Here is a 16,686-nt window from a genome sequence, read left to right as displayed (position 1 = left end):
TTGTAGAGATGAAAGGGACCTTAAAACGGCGACAATTGAAATGCGCGTTAAATACTGAGTTCCGAGAGAGAGTTTTGTTTGGGGTTTAAGGTGTTTTAACAAATTTGCAACTCATGCGGGAACCCTGTGGCAAGCCTTTATTTACGGGGATGTTCATGCTTTTTCCGTGGCCGGCAATTGAAATACGCATTAAATACAGAGTTCCGAGTGAGAGTTTTGTTTGGCACTTAAGTGTTCTTAATGTTTTTATAACTCATGCGGGAGCTCTGGGAAAGCCTTACATGACGATGATGTTCATGCGTTTTCCGTGACTTGGAGACTAACTTGGAGACTAACTTGGAGACTAACTTGGACACTAAAATAAATATTTATTCTCGAAATTTAAATGGTCATAGAAATTCTTATACAAAAGTTTTTGAAGAAGAGTTGCATGCTAAAAACTTGAATTTCAAAGCTTGTCTATTCTCACCCAAGCCCATGTTTTTTTTAATGGTAGAAGATTCGTTTTTTATATATGTGTTAACTGCAATAATACGTTCCTTACTTGGGCTTAAGACATTAGGCCTAGTATTTAGCGTTAAACCAGTTCTAAATCACATCAATAAAAGGTACAGAGCAAAATATTATGCGTTGAGATTGATTAAATTTATCCCTGGAATAAGTAGTGTTTCTATTGTTCCTTTCTATGTTGATTCACGTATAAAAAAAATCTGTACTGATTATATATATGATCCTCAATTCTGGGATCTGGGAAAGGATGAACTAACTTTCTTTGAAAATTTATCAAGGTATAACTTAGATTGTAATGTTGTTAAGTATATAGAAAGTTTGAAATTTGATTTAAATGAGGTTAATGATAAGAAAGTCGTTAGTATCGGAGAGCAAAGTTTTAAAAAGGGAACGCCTGAATTTATTAAGTTATCTTACAATTACCATAAGAATGATATAAGATTTATTTATTCAGGAAAGCTTGACAGCGAGTCAAAAAAATGTATCGCTGAGCACTGTAACGATTTGTTAACAGGTGTTGATAGGTTTATCACCGATAAAGAAATCATGTTTTCATATTTTTTATCTGACGTTGTCTGGTGCTGTTATCATGCTGACTATGACCAGGCCTCTGGTATTTTTGGTCGAGCTCTACAATTAGGGAAACCGGTTTTTGTTAGAAAGGATTCCTACTTACATTTAATTTGCTTAGAAGAAGGTGTCATTCATTTTGCAATGGATGATTTAACTACCGTATCTGACGTGGACGTTTTTATAAGAAGCATTACCAAAGAACCCTTACCACTAACTAAGACCTTTAGTAGAAAAAAACATTCTTTAGACTCTTTAAAGGGGATATATGAGAAATAACAAAAATGTGGGCATAATTCTTGGTGACACTACAGCGACTGGTGGAATTGAGAGAGTTAGTTTTCAGTTAGCAAAATCATTAAAAAATAATGTTCATGTTGAAGTTTTAAGTTTATGTAAGTCAAGAGAAAGAGAGTTATTTAATAGTGGTGATTTTGTAATTAGATATTTGACAGAGCATGCGGAAACTACATTTTACAATCGTAAATACAAAGGAGTTACTGCATATCTTTTTGACTTGTGGTATTTGTTGTTAAAGTCGAGGGAATTAAAGAAGCATATAAGAGAAACCAATTTAAATTATATTGTATCTTGTGATATAAAAATGACAGCACTCTGTCTTCTTGCTTCATTATGCACAAAAACTAAAGTTATAGTTATTGAGCATTTTGAATTTGATGTCCCAAATAAATTTCTGAAAATGCTGCGTAAGTTTCTATATCGATGGGTTCACTGTGTGGTAATCCAAACGGATGAAGATTACTTTAAATATAAAAACATTTTAAATGAATCAAAAATAAACATAATTCCAAATATTATTGAGTTAAAAAAACCGGAAAGTGTCGATAGAGTAAAAAGAAATAGTATCATTGGTGTAGGGCGACTGACAAATCAAAAAGGGTTCGATTTGCTTATATCCGCATGGTCACTTATTTATGAGAAGTATAATGACTGGTCTTTAGATATATACGGAGAAGGTGAAGAAAAAGAAAATCTAATAAAGCTAATTGAGGCTAGGAATGTTTCTGCAAGAACTAACATATATCCTTTTTCTAACCAAATAGATGAGGTTTATTCTGTTTCAAGAGTATTTGTCTTATCTTCTAGATATGAAGGGTTAGGAATGGTATTACTTGAAGCTCTATCACATAAGCTGCCCTGTATTAGCTTTGATTGTCCTGCGGGACCTAAAACTATTATAAAAAATGGTGTCAACGGACTATTAGTGAAAACAGGGGATGTTAATGAATTAGCTGATGCGATTGATTTATTGTTGAGTAAACCAGACTTACAGAGTCTACTTTCAAAAAATTCAGTAGCATCATTAGATAAATTCACCGAAAAGGAAGTTAAATTAAAATGGTTGTCAATTTTGGGAGATGTTGATGAAAGTTAATATATTTGGTGATTTTTATGCTGATAAAACTATCCAAACAACCAAGCAGTTAACAGACAAGCTTGCTAATGCTGAAGCTAACATCCTTAACTTGGAAGCTCCTGTGTTACAAAAACCATGTGTTCCTATTCAAAAAGTAGGCGCTTCTTTAAGGCACACTCCATCTGTTTTAGATAATTTAAAGTTGTTAAATATTACTGACGTGTGTTTGGCAAATAATCATTACTTCGATTATGGTTTTGATGCTGCAAAAAAAAGCACTATGCTTTTAATTAGGAATAATATTAGAGTTCATGGTGTAGATAAAAATAACTATTCTAAAGATTTTCAATTCCTAAATGATAAAACAGTAATTGTAAATGTAGCCGAGTCGGAGAATGGTTGTCGAAAGTCTATTTTAGGCAAAGGTTTTATCTCTGTTTCCGATCCATTCCTTTTTGTTTATCTTAATGATTTCATAAAAAGGGATATACAAATTATTCTTATTATCCATGCGGGTCTAGAAAATAGCTTAACGCCATTGAATAGTTGGAAGAATTATTACAGAGCATTTGTCGATTTAGGTGTTGAGCTAGTCATTGCTCATCACCCTCATGTTCCACAACATCATGAAATATATAACGGGAAGTATATATTTTATAGTTTGGGTAATTTTGTCTTTCAATCTAAAACTGAAAATAAGTGGCATAACACTTCTAAATTTGTATCGATTTCGTTGAACGAAAGTATCGAAGTTGAATATTATTACACTCGCTACGAGAATAATACTTTATCATTATTAGATGATGAAGAGAAAATTCAAACAGATAAAATTCTAGCAATGAAATTCAATGAGCCTTTAAATTTAACACGAAATTACGTGCACCGACAAAACATGGATATTAAAAGGGTATTTTTGAACCTTTTGGGTTCTAAAATACTGAGGTCATTTGGCCTGTTTAAAGGTAAAAGTAATCGAAAGTATGATTTTCATTTGCACAATATAAAGTTTGAAACTCATCGATTTAGCCAAATTGAACACTTGGAAAAAAAATTGGAAGATAAAGATGGTTAAAAAAATAATTAAGAGAATATTGCAAAAAACTTTGCCTTCAAAAGCGTTTGATTATTTATGTTTTATTGTGATTTTTAAGCGATACCCCTCTTCATCGTCGCCTCTTATTTTTAATGAAAAAGTGTTCCTTAGGAAATATAATGATAAAAACTTTATGTATACAAAATGCTCTGATAAATATTTAGTTAGAGAATATATAAAGGATAAAATTGGTGAGCAGTATCTTGTTAAACTCATCTCTTGCTATGAAAAAGTACCAAACATAACTGAAATTAAATCACTTGATAAGTTTGTTGCAAAGTCTAATCATGGTGCTGGGATGGTAGAGATTTTTCATTCAAAACCTTCTGACGAGAGAATTAATTATTTAATTGAAAAGTTTAACCTCTGGATTAGTACAGATTATGATATCGGAAGTAATGAAACACAATATAAAGGAATTGAAAAGAAAATATTGATTGAGGAATCGCTTTGTATAGATGGTAAAGTACCTAAAGATTATAAATTTCATTGTTTTAATCAATTGGATGGGTCTGTTAAATATGTTCTACAAGTTGTTGATGGTAGGTTTGGTGTTGAATCAAGAGGGTACTTCCTCAATACATTAGATAACTGTTTTTTTAGTCATGGCGCAGGTAAGCATAATATAGAAACTGAAGATGTTGACGCTTTAAAGAAGATAATCAAACTGAATGAAATATTGATGTCGGACTTTAACTATGTGCGAATCGATTGGTATGTGAGTAATGGTAGGCCTTATTTCGGCGAGTTAACTTTCACCCCCGGTGGTGGATTGTCCAATGAGTTTGGTTTAGAATTAGAGACAATAATGTGTAAGTATTGGGTTAAGTAAAGGGCCTAATTTGAAAAAAATATATATATTACAACCAGCTATACCAAAATATAGAGTGCCTCTGTTTAATGGTTTAAATGAAAAGTACAAGATACATGTATTTTCTACAAAGTGCGATTTCTTGGGTGTTAAGTCTACCTCCATCGATAATAAGTTTGACCAAACTCTATCGCACGGCTTTAGATCATTACATGGTGTTTTTTTTTGGCATAGAAATTTACCTCTTCTTTCTACTTACAAAAAGGATGATATTGTTGTAATTAATGGTAATCCAAGAATATTAAATTATATGCTACTTTTCGTATTATTACGTGTACGTGGTATCAAAACTATTTGGTGGGGGCACGGTTGGTCTGCTGGAAGTTTTGGTTTGATGGCAAGCATACGTATTAAGTTGATGGAATTGGCGACTGCTATTTTAGTGTATACTGATAAAGAAAGGGAGTTGCTTTCTAAACCTAATTGTTACGCGTTAAATAATGGATTGGACTCGTCTGAAATAAAAGAGTGTATTAAGAAGATTTCTATAGAAAGGTTGACGAAACCTCTTGAATTTCAATTGGTTTTTGTTGGTAGGATTACTGAAAAGGCTAACTTCGAACTCTTATTAAAGTCAATGACTAAGCTTAATAAAAATATACATTTAAATGTAATCGGTTCAGGAGACAAGGTTGATTTTTACACTTCGATGGCTGATGAACTTGGTATAAGTGACAGAGTGCATTGGCATGGCGCGATCTTTAATGAAATGGACACTGCTAAAATTATGCTGTCATCCCATGCATTTATTTATGCTGGTTCTGTCGGTTTAAGCCTAATTCATGCATTTAATTATGGTTTACCAGCAATAGTTCACTCGAATGAAATTTACCATATGCCTGAATTTTCCGCTTTTGAAAATGGTATCAATGGCATTAGTTTTCAAAAAGATTGCTTAGTTGATCTTGTGGATAAAGTAAATGAGTTGTCCTCATTAGACGGCGTAACTTACGCAGCAATGTCAAAAAAGGCTTTTGATACAGTTGAAAATTCTTATAATATTAACGACATGGTATTAAGGTTCAGCACTATGATCGAGGAGCTTAAACTATGATAGTGTTTGTGGGCCCATCACCGAAGCCAATAACTGGGCAATCATTGGCATTTGATATTATTAGTGGTTATTATAATAAAGATAAGAAGGTTTTTTATTACGGGGTAAGTTCGCAGAATTTGTTGTTAATTTCCTGGGGGACACTTTGTGTCTTTTTTAGTTTCTTCTGGTTTTTAATTACCCATCGCAGTATAAAAACCCTGTATTTGACGACTAGTAGAACAACTCTTGGTTTTTGCCGTGACCTGTTATTTGTACTTACTGCAAAACTATTTTCAATTAAAGTCGTTAATCATCTCCATGGTGCGGATTTTAAAGATTTTCGTTCTCGAAAAAGACCATGGTTTAGAAAGTTTGTTGACTATGTTTATGAGCAAATAGATACATCTATTGTGCTTTTACCCAGAATGAAAGATCAATATGATATATATAGACAAATGAACGTAGTCAGTATTAGTAACTGTGCCTTGCCTATTTCTGATTTACCAAGAAAAAGAACAGATTATTTAAAAGTGTTATACTTATCTAACATTATGTACTCTAAAGGAATATTTCTTTTAATTGAAGCGGTTGATAGTTTAATAAAATCCGGCGCTAAGGTTCAATTGTCTATCGCTGGAGAACCAATGGGTGATGAATATAAAGACAAAGATGATGTTCAAATTGAATTTGAAAGGGCAATTAGAAATAAGCCTTACGTTGAATATATGGGGACGGTTACTGGAACAAAAAAAGATCAATTATTGATTGATTCGGATGTATTTGTTCTACCTTCATTCTATAAAACAGAAGCTCAACCAATATCGATTATCGAGGCAATGCTTGCTGGTTCGGCAATTATCACTACTAATCATAATTATTTAGCAGATATGGTTACATCTAATATTGGTTGTGTAATAGGGACGCGTTCTACAAAAGAAATTGAGCTTTCTCTTTTAAGTTTGATTGATCACCCTGATAAATTAAACCAAGTTTGCCGTTATAATAAAAGCTACGCAAAAAAATATTATTCATTAGAAAGGTATGTTAAAGACATATCAATAGTGTTAGAAACACACCCTGACATATAGATTTACAGAGATAACTATCATGAAAAAAGCATTTATAACAGGAATTACGGGCCAAGATGGGTCATACCTTGCTGAGCTATTAGTAGAAAAAGGATATGAAGTTCACGGCATTATTCGTCGCGCATCTTCATTCAACACCGAGCGTATCGATAGCGCTATTAAGGATAGTAACCATATTCACCTTCACTATGGTGACTTAACTGATTCTTCGAATCTAATTCGTCTAGTGAAAGAGATTCAGCCAGATGAAATCTATAACCTAGGCGCAATGTCTCACGTTGCAGTATCGTTTGAGTCCCCGGAGTACGCAGCAGATGTTGATGCGATGGGTACCATCCGTCTTCTTGAGGCTATTCGTATTAACGGCCTTGAAAAGAAAACGCGTTTTTATCAAGCGTCTACTTCTGAGCTTTACGGTGAAGTACAAGAAATTCCACAGCGTGAAACTACTCCGTTCCACCCTCGCTCACCTTACGCGGTTGCGAAAATGTACGCATACTGGATAACGGTGAACTACCGTGAATCTTACGGCATGTATGCGTGTAACGGTATTCTCTTCAATCACGAGTCTCCACGCCGTGGTGAAACCTTTGTAACGCGTAAGATTACGCGTTCTATTGCCAATATCTCTCAAGGTCTAGAGTCTGTTCTGCAGCTTGGAAACATGGATGCACTTCGCGACTGGGGTCATGCAAAAGATTACGTTCGCATGCAATGGATGATGCTGCAGCAAGACGTTGCTGACGATTTTGTTATTGCTACGGGCAAGCAAATCTCAGTGCGTGAATTCGTTCGCATGTCAGCAAAAGAGGCGGGCATTGAACTTGAGTTTACAGGTGTTGGTATTGATGAAATTGCTACGGTTACAGCTGTGGATGAAGATAAAGCACCAGCCGTATCTGTCGGTGATGTGATTGTTAAAGTGAACCCTAAGTACTTCCGCCCTGCAGAAGTAGAAACACTGCTAGGCGATCCAACAAAAGCAAAAGAGAAGCTAGGCTGGGTTCCTGAAATTACCGTTGAAGAGATGTGTGCTGAAATGGTTCAAGCAGATATGGCTAAATCTAAACAGCATGTAATCTTAAAGCAACATGGTTTTGACGTTTCTATTTCTTTGGAAAGCTAATCAGTATGACTCAAGTAATGAAAAAACGAGTATTTGTAGCCGGTCATCGCGGGATGGTCGGCTCTGCAATAGTGCGTCAGCTTGAAGTCCGTGATGATGTTGAGCTTATCACTCGCACTTCGACTGAGCTGGATTTAACGAATCAAGCGGCAGTTGATGCTTTCTTTAAACAAGAAAGCATTGATGAAGTGTACTTAGCGGCAGCAAAAGTGGGTGGTATTCATGCTAACAACACTTACCCGGCTGAGTTCATCTATCAAAATCTGATGATAGAAAGCAATATAATTCATGCTGCTCACACTAATGATGTGCAACATTTACTGTTTTTAGGCTCTTCTTGCATCTATCCAAAGTTCGCCGAGCAGCCAATGACTGAAAAAGCATTGCTGACGGGTATTTTGGAAGAAACTAATGAGCCTTACGCGATTGCTAAGATTGCGGGCATTAAACTGTGTGAATCTTACAACCGCCAATACGGTCGTGATTACCGTTCAGTGATGCCTACCAACCTTTATGGTCTAAATGACAACTTCCACCCACAAAACTCTCACGTTATCCCAGCGATTATGCGCCGCTTCAATGAAGCAAAACTTAATGGTGATAAAGAAGTCTTGGTTTGGGGCACAGGCACTCCAATGCGTGAGTTCTTATACGTGGATGATATGGCTGCGGCCAGTATTCATGTTATGGAACTGGATAAGACCATTTACGAGGTGAATACGGAACCAATGCTTTCGCATATCAATGTGGGTACAGGTGTGGATTGCACCATCCGTGAGATGGCAGAGACGATGGCAAAGGTTGTGGGTTTTGAGGGTGATATTACCTTTGATACGACTAAGCCAGATGGTACGCCGCGTAAGTTAATGGATGTGTCTAGACTGGCGAGTCTCGGTTGGAACTACGGTGTCAGCCTTGAGCAAGGTCTTACAACGACGTACGAATGGTTCTTGGCAAACCAAGCTAACTTCCGTAAGTAGAAGTAGATTTAAAGTAACAGGCCTAGGAATAGAGCTGAGAGAATATGAAGTTAGATACTGAAGTTTTTAAGACGGTTGTGGCGTCTACTCCGTTAATTTCAATGGATTTGATTGTACAAAATAATGCTGGGCAAGTGCTGCTTGGTTATCGTAACAATCGCCCCGCTCAGGGCTTTTGGTTTGTACCGGGAGGTCGAGTTCTCAAAGATGAGCGATTTGAAATGGCCTTCGAACGTCTGTCAGATATCGAACTGGGTGAGCGTTATACGCTGTCTCAAGCTGAATTTCTGGGACCTTACGAACACTTATACCCGGATAATTTCAGCGGTGCAGCTTTCACTACGCACTATGTGGTTCTCGGTTATAAGATCACCTGGAACGGTGAGCTTTCAGATTTACCTTCTGAACAGCATTGCGATTATCGTTGGTGGAATATTGAAGATCTGCTTGACGCAAGTCAAGTGCATGATAATACGAAGGCCTATTTTCGCTAAACCTTTACGGTTTGCTGTATTCCTGAATTCTAGTTGTAGGTACTAATATTTGTATCGGTATCTACAACAAGTATCACTAATCCAATATAACCAATTCTAAATCTTCCCATCACGGCGGCACCACCGCTGTCAATGTCAGTAAACGTGCACGATTAGTGTGCTCGGCTTATATCCTTAAAGGTAACAATATGATACTTCCAGTAATTATGGCTGGCGGCTCGGGAAGCCGTCTTTGGCCTCTTTCTCGTGGCCTATTTCCCAAACAATTTATTAGCTTAGCCAGTGACCTAACGATGCTGCAAGAGACACTAAAGCGCCTTGATGGAATAGAACACTCAAGCCCAATGCTTATTTGCAATGATGAGCACCGCTTTTTAGTTGCAGAACAACTTCGGCAGCAGGCGGTTGATTGTAGTGGAATCATATTAGAACCGGTAGGTCGCAATACCGCTCCTGCTATCGCGCTTGCAGCTCTTAAAGCAGTGCAACACGGAGATGATCCATTATTATTGGTGTTGGCGGCTGATCACGTAATTCAAGACTCCAATGCTTTCATCGATTCGGTACAACAAGCAGTGGAGCCAGCTAAAGATAATAACTTAGTCACTTTTGGGATCGTGCCAAGCAAGCCTGAAACTGGCTATGGTTACATTAAGCAAGGCCATCCTTGTGGTAGCGCTTATCACGTTGATCAGTTTGTCGAAAAACCCAATTTAGAAACAGCGAAGTTATACTTAGCTAGCGGTGAGTATTATTGGAACAGTGGTATGTTTTTGTTTAAAGCTTCGCGCTACCTTGAAGAATTAAAAGCGTTTCGCCCTGATATTCTTGAAGCTTGTGAGGCTGCGATGCATGGTGCTCGTAATGATTTGGATTTTATTCGTTTAGATGAAGATGCATTTTGTGCCTGTCCGGATGAGTCGGTTGATTACGCCGTGATGGAACAAACTAACAGCGCATTGGTTGTGCCAATGGATGCTGGGTGGAGCGATGTAGGTTCGTTTAGCGCATTGTGGGAAGTCTCAGATAAGAACTCTGATGGCAATGTCACTAAAGGTGATGTTTTGATGGAGCAAACAACGGATAGCTATATTTATTCGCAAAATAAATTAGTGTCCACAGTTGGGGTGAGTAACCTTGTCGTAGTTGAGACTAAAGATGCTATTTTGGTAGCAGACAAAGACAAAGTTCAGGATGTCAAAAGCATTGTTAATGCTCTAAAAGATAAAGGCAGAAACGAGGCTTTGCAACATCGAGAAGTGTATCGCCCATGGGGCTCTCATGATGAAATCGCTCAAGGTAGTCGTTATCATGTAAAACACTTGCGTGTAAAATCCGGTGAAAAAACCGCGCTACAGCTTCATCATCACCGAGCAGAACACTGGGTGGTCGTGCAAGGGACCGCAAAGGTCACCAATGGTGAGAAAAGTTATTTGCTAAGTGAAAATGAATCTACTTATATTCCTCTTGGTGCGCCACACCGCATCGAAAACCCAGGTAAAGTTGATCTTCACTTAATTGAGGTGCGTTCGGGCAGTTATTTAGAGGAAGATGATATTGTTCGTTTGGAAGAGTATGGGGTGGGTTATTGATGAAAGTCTCAGTAATTACTGCGACATACAATAGCAGTAAGACAGTATTAGACACACTTAAGTCTTTAAATGAACAAACCTACACTGATATCGAATACATTATCATTGACGGTGGATCGTCCGATAATACCGTATCGGTCATTAAAGAGCATTGCCCTAAAGTTGCGAGTATAGTGTCTGAACCCGATAAAGGTATTTATGATGCGTTGAATAAGGGAATTAGTGCTGCAACCGGTGATATTGTGGGCTTTTTACATTCCGATGATTTATTGGCTTACCCAGATGCTATCAAGGAATTAGTTGAAACACTGCAACGTGAAAAGACTCAAGCCGTCTATGCTGATTTGGAGTACGTATCAAAGGATAATACTTCGAAGATTATTCGGAAATGGACATCCGGGGCATTTGAGAAACAAAAGCTGCGTAGTGGTTGGATGCCACCCCATCCTACTTTTTTCATGAAGCGAGACTTATACATTAAACATGGGATGTTTGATTTAGACCTTAAGATCGCAGCTGACTATGATTCATTACTTCGCTATTTGTGGAGCAATAACATTACAGCGAGTTACTTACCAAAAGTCGTCACCAAAATGCGTGTCGGCGGAGCGAGTAATCGTAGCTTAGCCAACATCATTGAAAAGACAAAAGAAGACGTTCAAGCATTAAAAAATAATCGACTCTTCTGGCCATCAGCTTTGTTGATTAAGAATTTTTCAAAGATCCCACAGTTTTTTAAGAGGTAGTCAATGTTAGTATCTAATAACATTATTGCTGAATCTGGTATTCAGTTTGGTACCAGCGGTGCTCGCGGTTTGGTAGAGCAGTTCACACCAGAGGTATGTGCAGCCTTTGCTTATGCGTTCATTAACGGCATAAAAACGCAGTTTGAGTTCGACACGGTCGCAGTGGCGATCGATAATCGCCCAAGTAGCCCTGTGATGGCACAAGCAACGATTAGCGCTATCCAATCTATGGGGTTAGAGGCTATCTATTATGGGGTAATTCCAACGCCAGCATTAGCCTACTGCGCAATGCAAGATAATATTCCTTGTATTATGATCACCGGTAGTCACATTCCTTTTGATCGTAATGGCATTAAGTTTTATCGTCCCGATGGTGAAATTACCAAGGTAGATGAACAAGCTATTTTAAGTGCTGAAGTCGAATTTGAAATGCCGGAGTTGCAAGTATTGCAACCTTTAAACAAAGCCGCTGAACAATATGTGGCAAGGTACACGGAACTTTTTGAAAAAGATTTACTTGCCGGCAAGCGTATTGGTATTTATGAGCACTCGAGCGCTGGTCGTGATTTATATCAAGGGCTGTTTGAGGTTTTGGGTGCAGAAGTTGTTTCACTAGAACGCACTGACGAGTTTGTTCCTATTGATACAGAAGCCGTGGCTGAGGTTGATAAAGCCAAAGCAAAAACTTGGTCGGCAGAGTACAACCTAGATTTCATTTTTTCCACCGATGGCGATGGTGATAGACCGCTTGTTGCAGATGAAAATGGCGACTGGCTTCGCGGTGATATTCTAGGTCTGCTTTGTGCGCAAGAGATGGGCATTGAAGCGTTAGCGATTCCTGTTAGTTGTAATACGATTATTGAACAATCAAGTGCATTCAAAACTGTCTCGAAAACCAAAATTGGTTCGCCATATGTCATTGCTGAGTTCGATACTTTATCTAAACAATATACCTGTATTGCCGGTTTTGAGGCCAATGGTGGTTTCCTGATTGGTAGCGACGCCATGATTAACGGTCAAGTATTAAAAGCACTGCCTACACGTGATGCAGTACTGCCAGCACTAATGTTGTTGTCAGCGGCTAAAAATACCAGTATCGCAAAACTTGTAAGCGATCTACCACAGCGCTTTAGTCATAGCGACCGCATCCAAAACTTTGCAACAGAAAACAGTTTGGCCATTTTAGCAAAAGGCACAAAGACCCCTCAGGCTCTCATTGATGAACTAGAGTTTACTAATACGGTGAAAGCAGTGGATACAACAGATGGCTTGCGTATTACGCTCAATGGTGGTGACATTGTTCATTTGCGTCCTTCAGGTAATGCACCTGAGCTTCGTTGTTATGCTGAGTCTGACACAATGCCACAAGCACAAACGATTGTGGATTCAGTACTGTCTAAAGTGCAAACCTTGGCCTTTTAGTCAGGTTCCTAATTTCAAATAATAAATACAATGATATATAAACTTAACAACGTCATTCAAAACTATGCGTGGGGAAGTACCGATTCACTGAGTACTTTATTTGGTGTCGACAACCCTGACAATGAACCTCAAGCTGAGCTTTGGATGGGGGCACATCCGAATGGATGCTCTCAGTTGGAAGACCAGAATGTGTTTTTATCCGATTACTTGAATGAACACCGTGAGAGTGCGTTAGGGCAGTACACTGCTGATCGTTATGGTCAGCTGCCTTATCTGTTTAAGGTGCTTGCTGCCCGCACCCCGCTTTCTATTCAAGTGCATCCCAACAAGCGTAACTCTGAGCTTGGCTTTGAGCGAGAGAACCAGTTAGGGATTGAACTCACTGCAGGCAATCGTAATTATAAAGATTCGAACCATAAGCCTGAGCTTGTATACGCAATTACTTCGTATAAAGCGATGAATGGCTTTAGGCCAATTGAAGACATTATTGTCATGTTTGAAGAAGTCGGCATCAATGCGCTTAGCGATGATGTCGCAGCGCTTAAAAAAAATCAGGATGCCGAAGGGTTAAAAACCTTCTTCACAGTTATGCTGAAACTCTCGGGAAGCAAGCAAAAACAAGCTCTTGCAGATCTTGAACAATGTTATGTACTGACGAGTCTTTCTGCAAGTACGAAACAAGCGCTTCGGTATAGCCAAGAATTTGCCAAGCACTATCCGGGTGACAATGGGTTATTCGCCCCTTTGTTTTTGAACATTGTAGAACTTAAACCAGGGCAAGCGATGTTCTTACACGCAGAAACGCCTCATGCATATGTGCAAGGCACAGCTCTTGAGGTTATGGCAAGCTCAGATAATGTGTTAAGAGCAGGGCTAACGCCTAAACACATCGATGTGGAAGAGTTGGTTGTCAATACTCGATTTGAGCCTATCTCGCCTGATGCGCTATTATTGTCGCCTCTAAAAAAAGAAGGTACTTCACATTTTCCAGTACCAGTGGATGACTTCAAGTTTGATGTTGTTGAAGTTACAGGCTCCGAAAAAAAATTATATGTACGGAGTGCCGAAATAGTGTTTTGCATCGAAGGTGTCGTTGACATTATATCGGGCTCAAAATTAATTACGCTTAGAGCTGGCGATTCCATATTCGTGCCTTATTGCGTTGCTGAATATAAGTATAAAGGAAAAGGCCAAATCGCGAGAGCTTATAACTAGCTTTAACTATTTATAGGTCAATTGAATGACGATTGCCCTTACTTACTAAAGCTATTTTGAAGGGCATTGTTTTAAACTGTAATTATCTTAAATTATTTACGTCCCCCCCATTCTGAATATGCCGTTCACTTCATCACGTATGTAAACGATACTAATAAATAGAACTCACTAATTTTTACTATGGTTAATTTATGAAAATTGCAATTGCCGGTACAGGCTATGTTGGTTTATCTAATGCGATGCTATTGTCACAGCATCATGATGTTATCGCGGTCGATATTATCGAAGAGAAAGTAAGATTACTGAACAATAAATTATCTCCAATCGTTGATGCTGAAATTGAAGACTTCTTGGCGAACAAGCCATTAAACTTCACCGCGACACTCGATAAAGAGTTGGCGTATTCAAATGCCGATTATGTGATTATTGCTACCCCTACCGATTATGACGTAGAGACGAACTACTTTAATACCTCTTCAGTTGAAGCAGTAATTAAAGACGTGATGGCGATTAACCCAAATGCAGTGATGGTGATAAAATCAACCGTGCCTGTTGGCTATACCGCGCGTATTAAACAAGAGTTGGGTTGTGAAAATTTATTGTTCTCACCTGAATTTTTACGAGAAGGCCGTGCACTATACGACAACTTACACCCATCTCGTATTATTGTTGGTGAGAAAAGTGAGCGTGCTGAAGTGTTTGCTAACCTTCTTGTTGAGGGGGCAATTAAACAAGATATTGAAGTCTTTTTTACCGATTCAACGGAAGCGGAAGCGGTTAAGCTGTTCTCGAACACTTACCTAGCGATGCGCGTTGCCTACTTTAATGAGTTGGACTCTTACGCTGAATCTCATAACCTAGACGCACGTCAGATTATTGAAGGTGTTGGCTTAGACCCACGTATCGGTTCGCACTATAACAACCCGTCATTTGGTTACGGTGGCTACTGCTTACCAAAAGATACTAAGCAACTGCGCGCGAACTACGCGGATGTGCCTAACAGCATCATTGGCGCGATTGTTGATGCCAATACTACCCGTAAAGACTTCGTCGCAGATTCTATCATCAAGCGTAACCCGCAGCGCGTGGGTATTTATCGTTTGATCATGAAGTCAGGCTCCGACAATTTCCGCGCATCTTCCATCCAAGGCATCATGAAGCGCCTCAAAGCGAAAGGCATTGAAGTGATTGTGTATGAACCTGTACTGGAAGACGAAGAGTTCTTCCATTCTGCTGTTATTAAAGATCTTACCGATTTTAAAGCGATGTCGGATGTGATTGTTTCAAACCGGATGGTTGAAGAACTTCAAAATGTTGCTGATAAGGTGTACACCCGAGACTTATTCGGAAACGATTAGTTCTGCTCTTTCCAGTAGTGCCTCAAATATGAATTACTTTAGACCGTCCATAGTTTCAATTAGTCCCAGACTCTAATTATTATTGTGCCTCAGTTTAACTTGTTTTCGAGGCACTATTTGGGGCGAAAATGCTTCAATATCATCCGCAATATTTTTATTCTGTGAATACAGAAAACCATGGGTTTACCCGTGGATGAATGCCAATTCCAAAATTACAGCGTAAGCTGTTTGTAATTTTGGTCAACGCTTTAGCGTTGTCGCGGTAAGTACCCCGGGCATGCCCGGGGGAATCTTCATATTCGTCAGTTAATAAAACATAAGAAATAAATAATGATTAAACACTGCTTATTCCCCGCAGCCGGTTATGGCACGCGCTTTTTACCTGCTACTAAATCCATGCCAAAAGAGATGATGCCTATCGTTAACAAGCCGCTTATTGAATATGGCGTTGACGAGGCGATTCAAGCGGGCATGACCAGCATGGCCGTTGTTACTGGCCGTGGTAAAAGCTCGTTAATGGACCACTTTGATAAGAACTATGAGCTTGAGCATCAAATTCAAGGCACGAATAAAGAGCCTTTGCTCGATGATATACGCTCTCTGATTGATTCTGCTCAGTATACGTTTATTCGCCAACGCGAAATGAAGGGGCTAGGGCATGCCATATTAACGGGCAAAGAATTAGTGGGTGATAACCCATTTGCGGTTGTTCTGGCTGATGACCTTTGCATTAATGATGACAAAGGCGTGTTAGCACAAATGGCCGCTTTGTATCGTCAGTTCCGCTGCTCTATTGTCGCGGTAGAAGAAGTACCAGAATCTGAAACGCATAAGTACGGTGTGATTGCCGGTGAGCACTTAAGTGATGACCTGATTCGCATTACCGATATGGTTGAAAAGCCTGAACAAGGTACTGCACCAAGTAATCTTGCGATTATTGGTCGTTATATCTTAACGCCGGACATCTTCGATATTTTGGAAGAAACACAGCCGGGTAAAGGCGGTGAAATCCAAATTACAGACGCGCTTTTAGAACAAGCTAAAAATGGCTGTGTGATTGCGTATAAGTTTAAAGGTAAACGTTTTGATTGTGGCAGCGTCGATGGTTACATCGAGGCGACAAACTACTGTTATCAAAATGTCTACCTCAAAGGCAACAAAGCCGAAATGGATAAAACAGCAACCGAGAAAGTGTAGCCTATCCAAA

General features: G+C 38.8%; 15 protein-coding genes. All 15 read left to right on the top strand.

Annotated features, from left to right (window positions below; all coding sequences use genetic code 11):
* Nucleotides 1-348: 348 nt before the first annotated feature.
* The 15 genes from L3V30_RS18050 (at nucleotide 349) to galU (ending at nucleotide 16,676) form a co-directional block, all read left to right on the top strand.
* A complete protein-coding gene (locus L3V30_RS18050; RefSeq protein ID WP_237309443.1) occupies nucleotides 349-1,359 on the top strand; it encodes a hypothetical protein in 1,011 nt (336 codons plus the stop codon).
* Nucleotides 1,349-2,476: a glycosyltransferase family 4 protein gene (locus L3V30_RS18045; protein WP_237309442.1), complete on the top strand. Its 1,128-nt coding sequence runs from the start codon at nucleotides 1,349-1,351 to the stop codon at nucleotides 2,474-2,476. The genes L3V30_RS18050 and L3V30_RS18045 overlap by 11 nt, the downstream gene beginning before the upstream one ends.
* The gene (locus L3V30_RS18040) at nucleotides 2,466-3,530 is read left to right on the top strand and encodes a CapA family protein (protein WP_237309440.1); all 1,065 of its coding nucleotides are present in this window, start codon (nucleotides 2,466-2,468) and stop codon (nucleotides 3,528-3,530) included. Before L3V30_RS18045 ends, L3V30_RS18040 begins: the two co-directional genes overlap by 11 nt.
* A complete protein-coding gene (locus tag L3V30_RS18035; protein ID WP_237309438.1) occupies nucleotides 3,523-4,383 on the top strand; it encodes an ATP-grasp fold amidoligase family protein in 861 nt (286 codons plus the stop codon). The genes L3V30_RS18040 and L3V30_RS18035 overlap by 8 nt, the downstream gene beginning before the upstream one ends.
* A 10-nt stretch (nucleotides 4,384-4,393) precedes the next feature.
* Nucleotides 4,394-5,476, top strand: a complete 1,083-nt coding sequence (locus L3V30_RS18030) for a glycosyltransferase family 4 protein (RefSeq protein ID WP_237309436.1) — start codon at nucleotides 4,394-4,396, stop codon at nucleotides 5,474-5,476.
* Nucleotides 5,473-6,546, top strand: coding sequence for a glycosyltransferase family 4 protein (locus tag L3V30_RS18025; protein WP_237309434.1), 1,074 nt, complete (start codon nucleotides 5,473-5,475; stop codon nucleotides 6,544-6,546). The genes L3V30_RS18030 and L3V30_RS18025 overlap by 4 nt, the downstream gene beginning before the upstream one ends.
* Before the next feature lie 19 nt (nucleotides 6,547-6,565).
* Nucleotides 6,566-7,672 (top strand): GDP-mannose 4,6-dehydratase, encoded by a 1,107-nt coding sequence (gene gmd / locus L3V30_RS18020; protein WP_237309432.1) that lies wholly within the window; start codon nucleotides 6,566-6,568, stop codon nucleotides 7,670-7,672.
* A gap of 17 nt (nucleotides 7,673-7,689) precedes the next feature.
* The gene (locus L3V30_RS18015) at nucleotides 7,690-8,652 is read left to right on the top strand and encodes a GDP-L-fucose synthase (protein WP_275949756.1); all 963 of its coding nucleotides are present in this window, start codon (nucleotides 7,690-7,692) and stop codon (nucleotides 8,650-8,652) included.
* Nucleotides 8,653-8,696: 44 nt separating this feature from the next.
* Nucleotides 8,697-9,146 (top strand): GDP-mannose mannosyl hydrolase, encoded by a 450-nt coding sequence (locus L3V30_RS18010; protein WP_237309428.1) that lies wholly within the window; start codon nucleotides 8,697-8,699, stop codon nucleotides 9,144-9,146.
* Nucleotides 9,147-9,334: 188 nt separating this feature from the next.
* Nucleotides 9,335-10,738, top strand: a complete 1,404-nt coding sequence (locus L3V30_RS18005; protein ID WP_136999120.1) for a mannose-1-phosphate guanylyltransferase/mannose-6-phosphate isomerase — start codon at nucleotides 9,335-9,337, stop codon at nucleotides 10,736-10,738.
* On the top strand, nucleotides 10,738-11,484 hold the full coding sequence (locus L3V30_RS18000; RefSeq protein ID WP_237309426.1) for a glycosyltransferase family 2 protein: 747 nt from the start codon (nucleotides 10,738-10,740) through the stop codon (nucleotides 11,482-11,484). The genes L3V30_RS18005 and L3V30_RS18000 overlap by 1 nt, the downstream gene beginning before the upstream one ends.
* A gap of 3 nt (nucleotides 11,485-11,487) precedes the next feature.
* Nucleotides 11,488-12,906 carry a phosphomannomutase gene (locus L3V30_RS17995; protein WP_237309424.1) on the top strand — a complete coding sequence of 473 codons (1,419 nt, stop codon included), beginning with the start codon at nucleotides 11,488-11,490 and terminating at the stop codon, nucleotides 12,904-12,906.
* A 30-nt stretch (nucleotides 12,907-12,936) separates the two neighbouring features.
* Nucleotides 12,937-14,121: a mannose-6-phosphate isomerase, class I gene (gene manA / locus L3V30_RS17990; RefSeq protein WP_237309423.1), complete on the top strand. Its 1,185-nt coding sequence runs from the start codon at nucleotides 12,937-12,939 to the stop codon at nucleotides 14,119-14,121.
* Between the two features lie 191 nt (nucleotides 14,122-14,312).
* Nucleotides 14,313-15,479, top strand: coding sequence for a nucleotide sugar dehydrogenase (locus L3V30_RS17985; RefSeq protein WP_237309422.1), 1,167 nt, complete (start codon nucleotides 14,313-14,315; stop codon nucleotides 15,477-15,479).
* Nucleotides 15,480-15,809: 330 nt separating this feature from the next.
* On the top strand, nucleotides 15,810-16,676 hold the full coding sequence (galU, locus tag L3V30_RS17980; protein WP_102298291.1) for a UTP--glucose-1-phosphate uridylyltransferase GalU: 867 nt from the start codon (nucleotides 15,810-15,812) through the stop codon (nucleotides 16,674-16,676).
* Nucleotides 16,677-16,686: the final 10 nt, after the last annotated feature.

The organism is Vibrio sp. A1-1 (genome assembly GCF_021728175.1).
In the GTDB taxonomy this organism is placed as follows: Bacteria; Pseudomonadota; Gammaproteobacteria; order Enterobacterales; family Vibrionaceae; genus Vibrio; species Vibrio diabolicus.
Note: the sequence above shows the minus strand (reverse complement) of the source record. Positions and strands in the feature narration are given on the sequence as shown.

What these genes read in the sequence shown, in the direction of transcription:
- galU (WP_102298291.1), top strand. Translation starts at nt 15,810, where the DNA reads ATGATTAAACACTGCTTATTCCCCGCAGCCGGTTATGGCACGCGCTTT.
- L3V30_RS18015 (WP_275949756.1), top strand. Translation starts at nt 7,690, where the DNA reads ATGAAAAAACGAGTATTTGTAGCCGGTCATCGCGGGATGGTCGGCTCT.
- L3V30_RS18010 (WP_237309428.1), top strand. Translation starts at nt 8,697, where the DNA reads ATGAAGTTAGATACTGAAGTTTTTAAGACGGTTGTGGCGTCTACTCCG.
- L3V30_RS18040 (WP_237309440.1), top strand. Translation starts at nt 2,466, where the DNA reads ATGAAAGTTAATATATTTGGTGATTTTTATGCTGATAAAACTATCCAA.
- L3V30_RS18025 (WP_237309434.1), top strand. Translation starts at nt 5,473, where the DNA reads ATGATAGTGTTTGTGGGCCCATCACCGAAGCCAATAACTGGGCAATCA.
- L3V30_RS18035 (WP_237309438.1), top strand. Translation starts at nt 3,523, where the DNA reads ATGGTTAAAAAAATAATTAAGAGAATATTGCAAAAAACTTTGCCTTCA.
- L3V30_RS18000 (WP_237309426.1), top strand. Translation starts at nt 10,738, where the DNA reads ATGAAAGTCTCAGTAATTACTGCGACATACAATAGCAGTAAGACAGTA.
- L3V30_RS18045 (WP_237309442.1), top strand. Translation starts at nt 1,349, where the DNA reads ATGAGAAATAACAAAAATGTGGGCATAATTCTTGGTGACACTACAGCG.
- L3V30_RS18005 (WP_136999120.1), top strand. Translation starts at nt 9,335, where the DNA reads ATGATACTTCCAGTAATTATGGCTGGCGGCTCGGGAAGCCGTCTTTGG.
- manA (WP_237309423.1), top strand. Translation starts at nt 12,937, where the DNA reads ATGATATATAAACTTAACAACGTCATTCAAAACTATGCGTGGGGAAGT.
- gmd (WP_237309432.1), top strand. Translation starts at nt 6,566, where the DNA reads ATGAAAAAAGCATTTATAACAGGAATTACGGGCCAAGATGGGTCATAC.
- L3V30_RS17985 (WP_237309422.1), top strand. Translation starts at nt 14,313, where the DNA reads ATGAAAATTGCAATTGCCGGTACAGGCTATGTTGGTTTATCTAATGCG.
- L3V30_RS17995 (WP_237309424.1), top strand. Translation starts at nt 11,488, where the DNA reads ATGTTAGTATCTAATAACATTATTGCTGAATCTGGTATTCAGTTTGGT.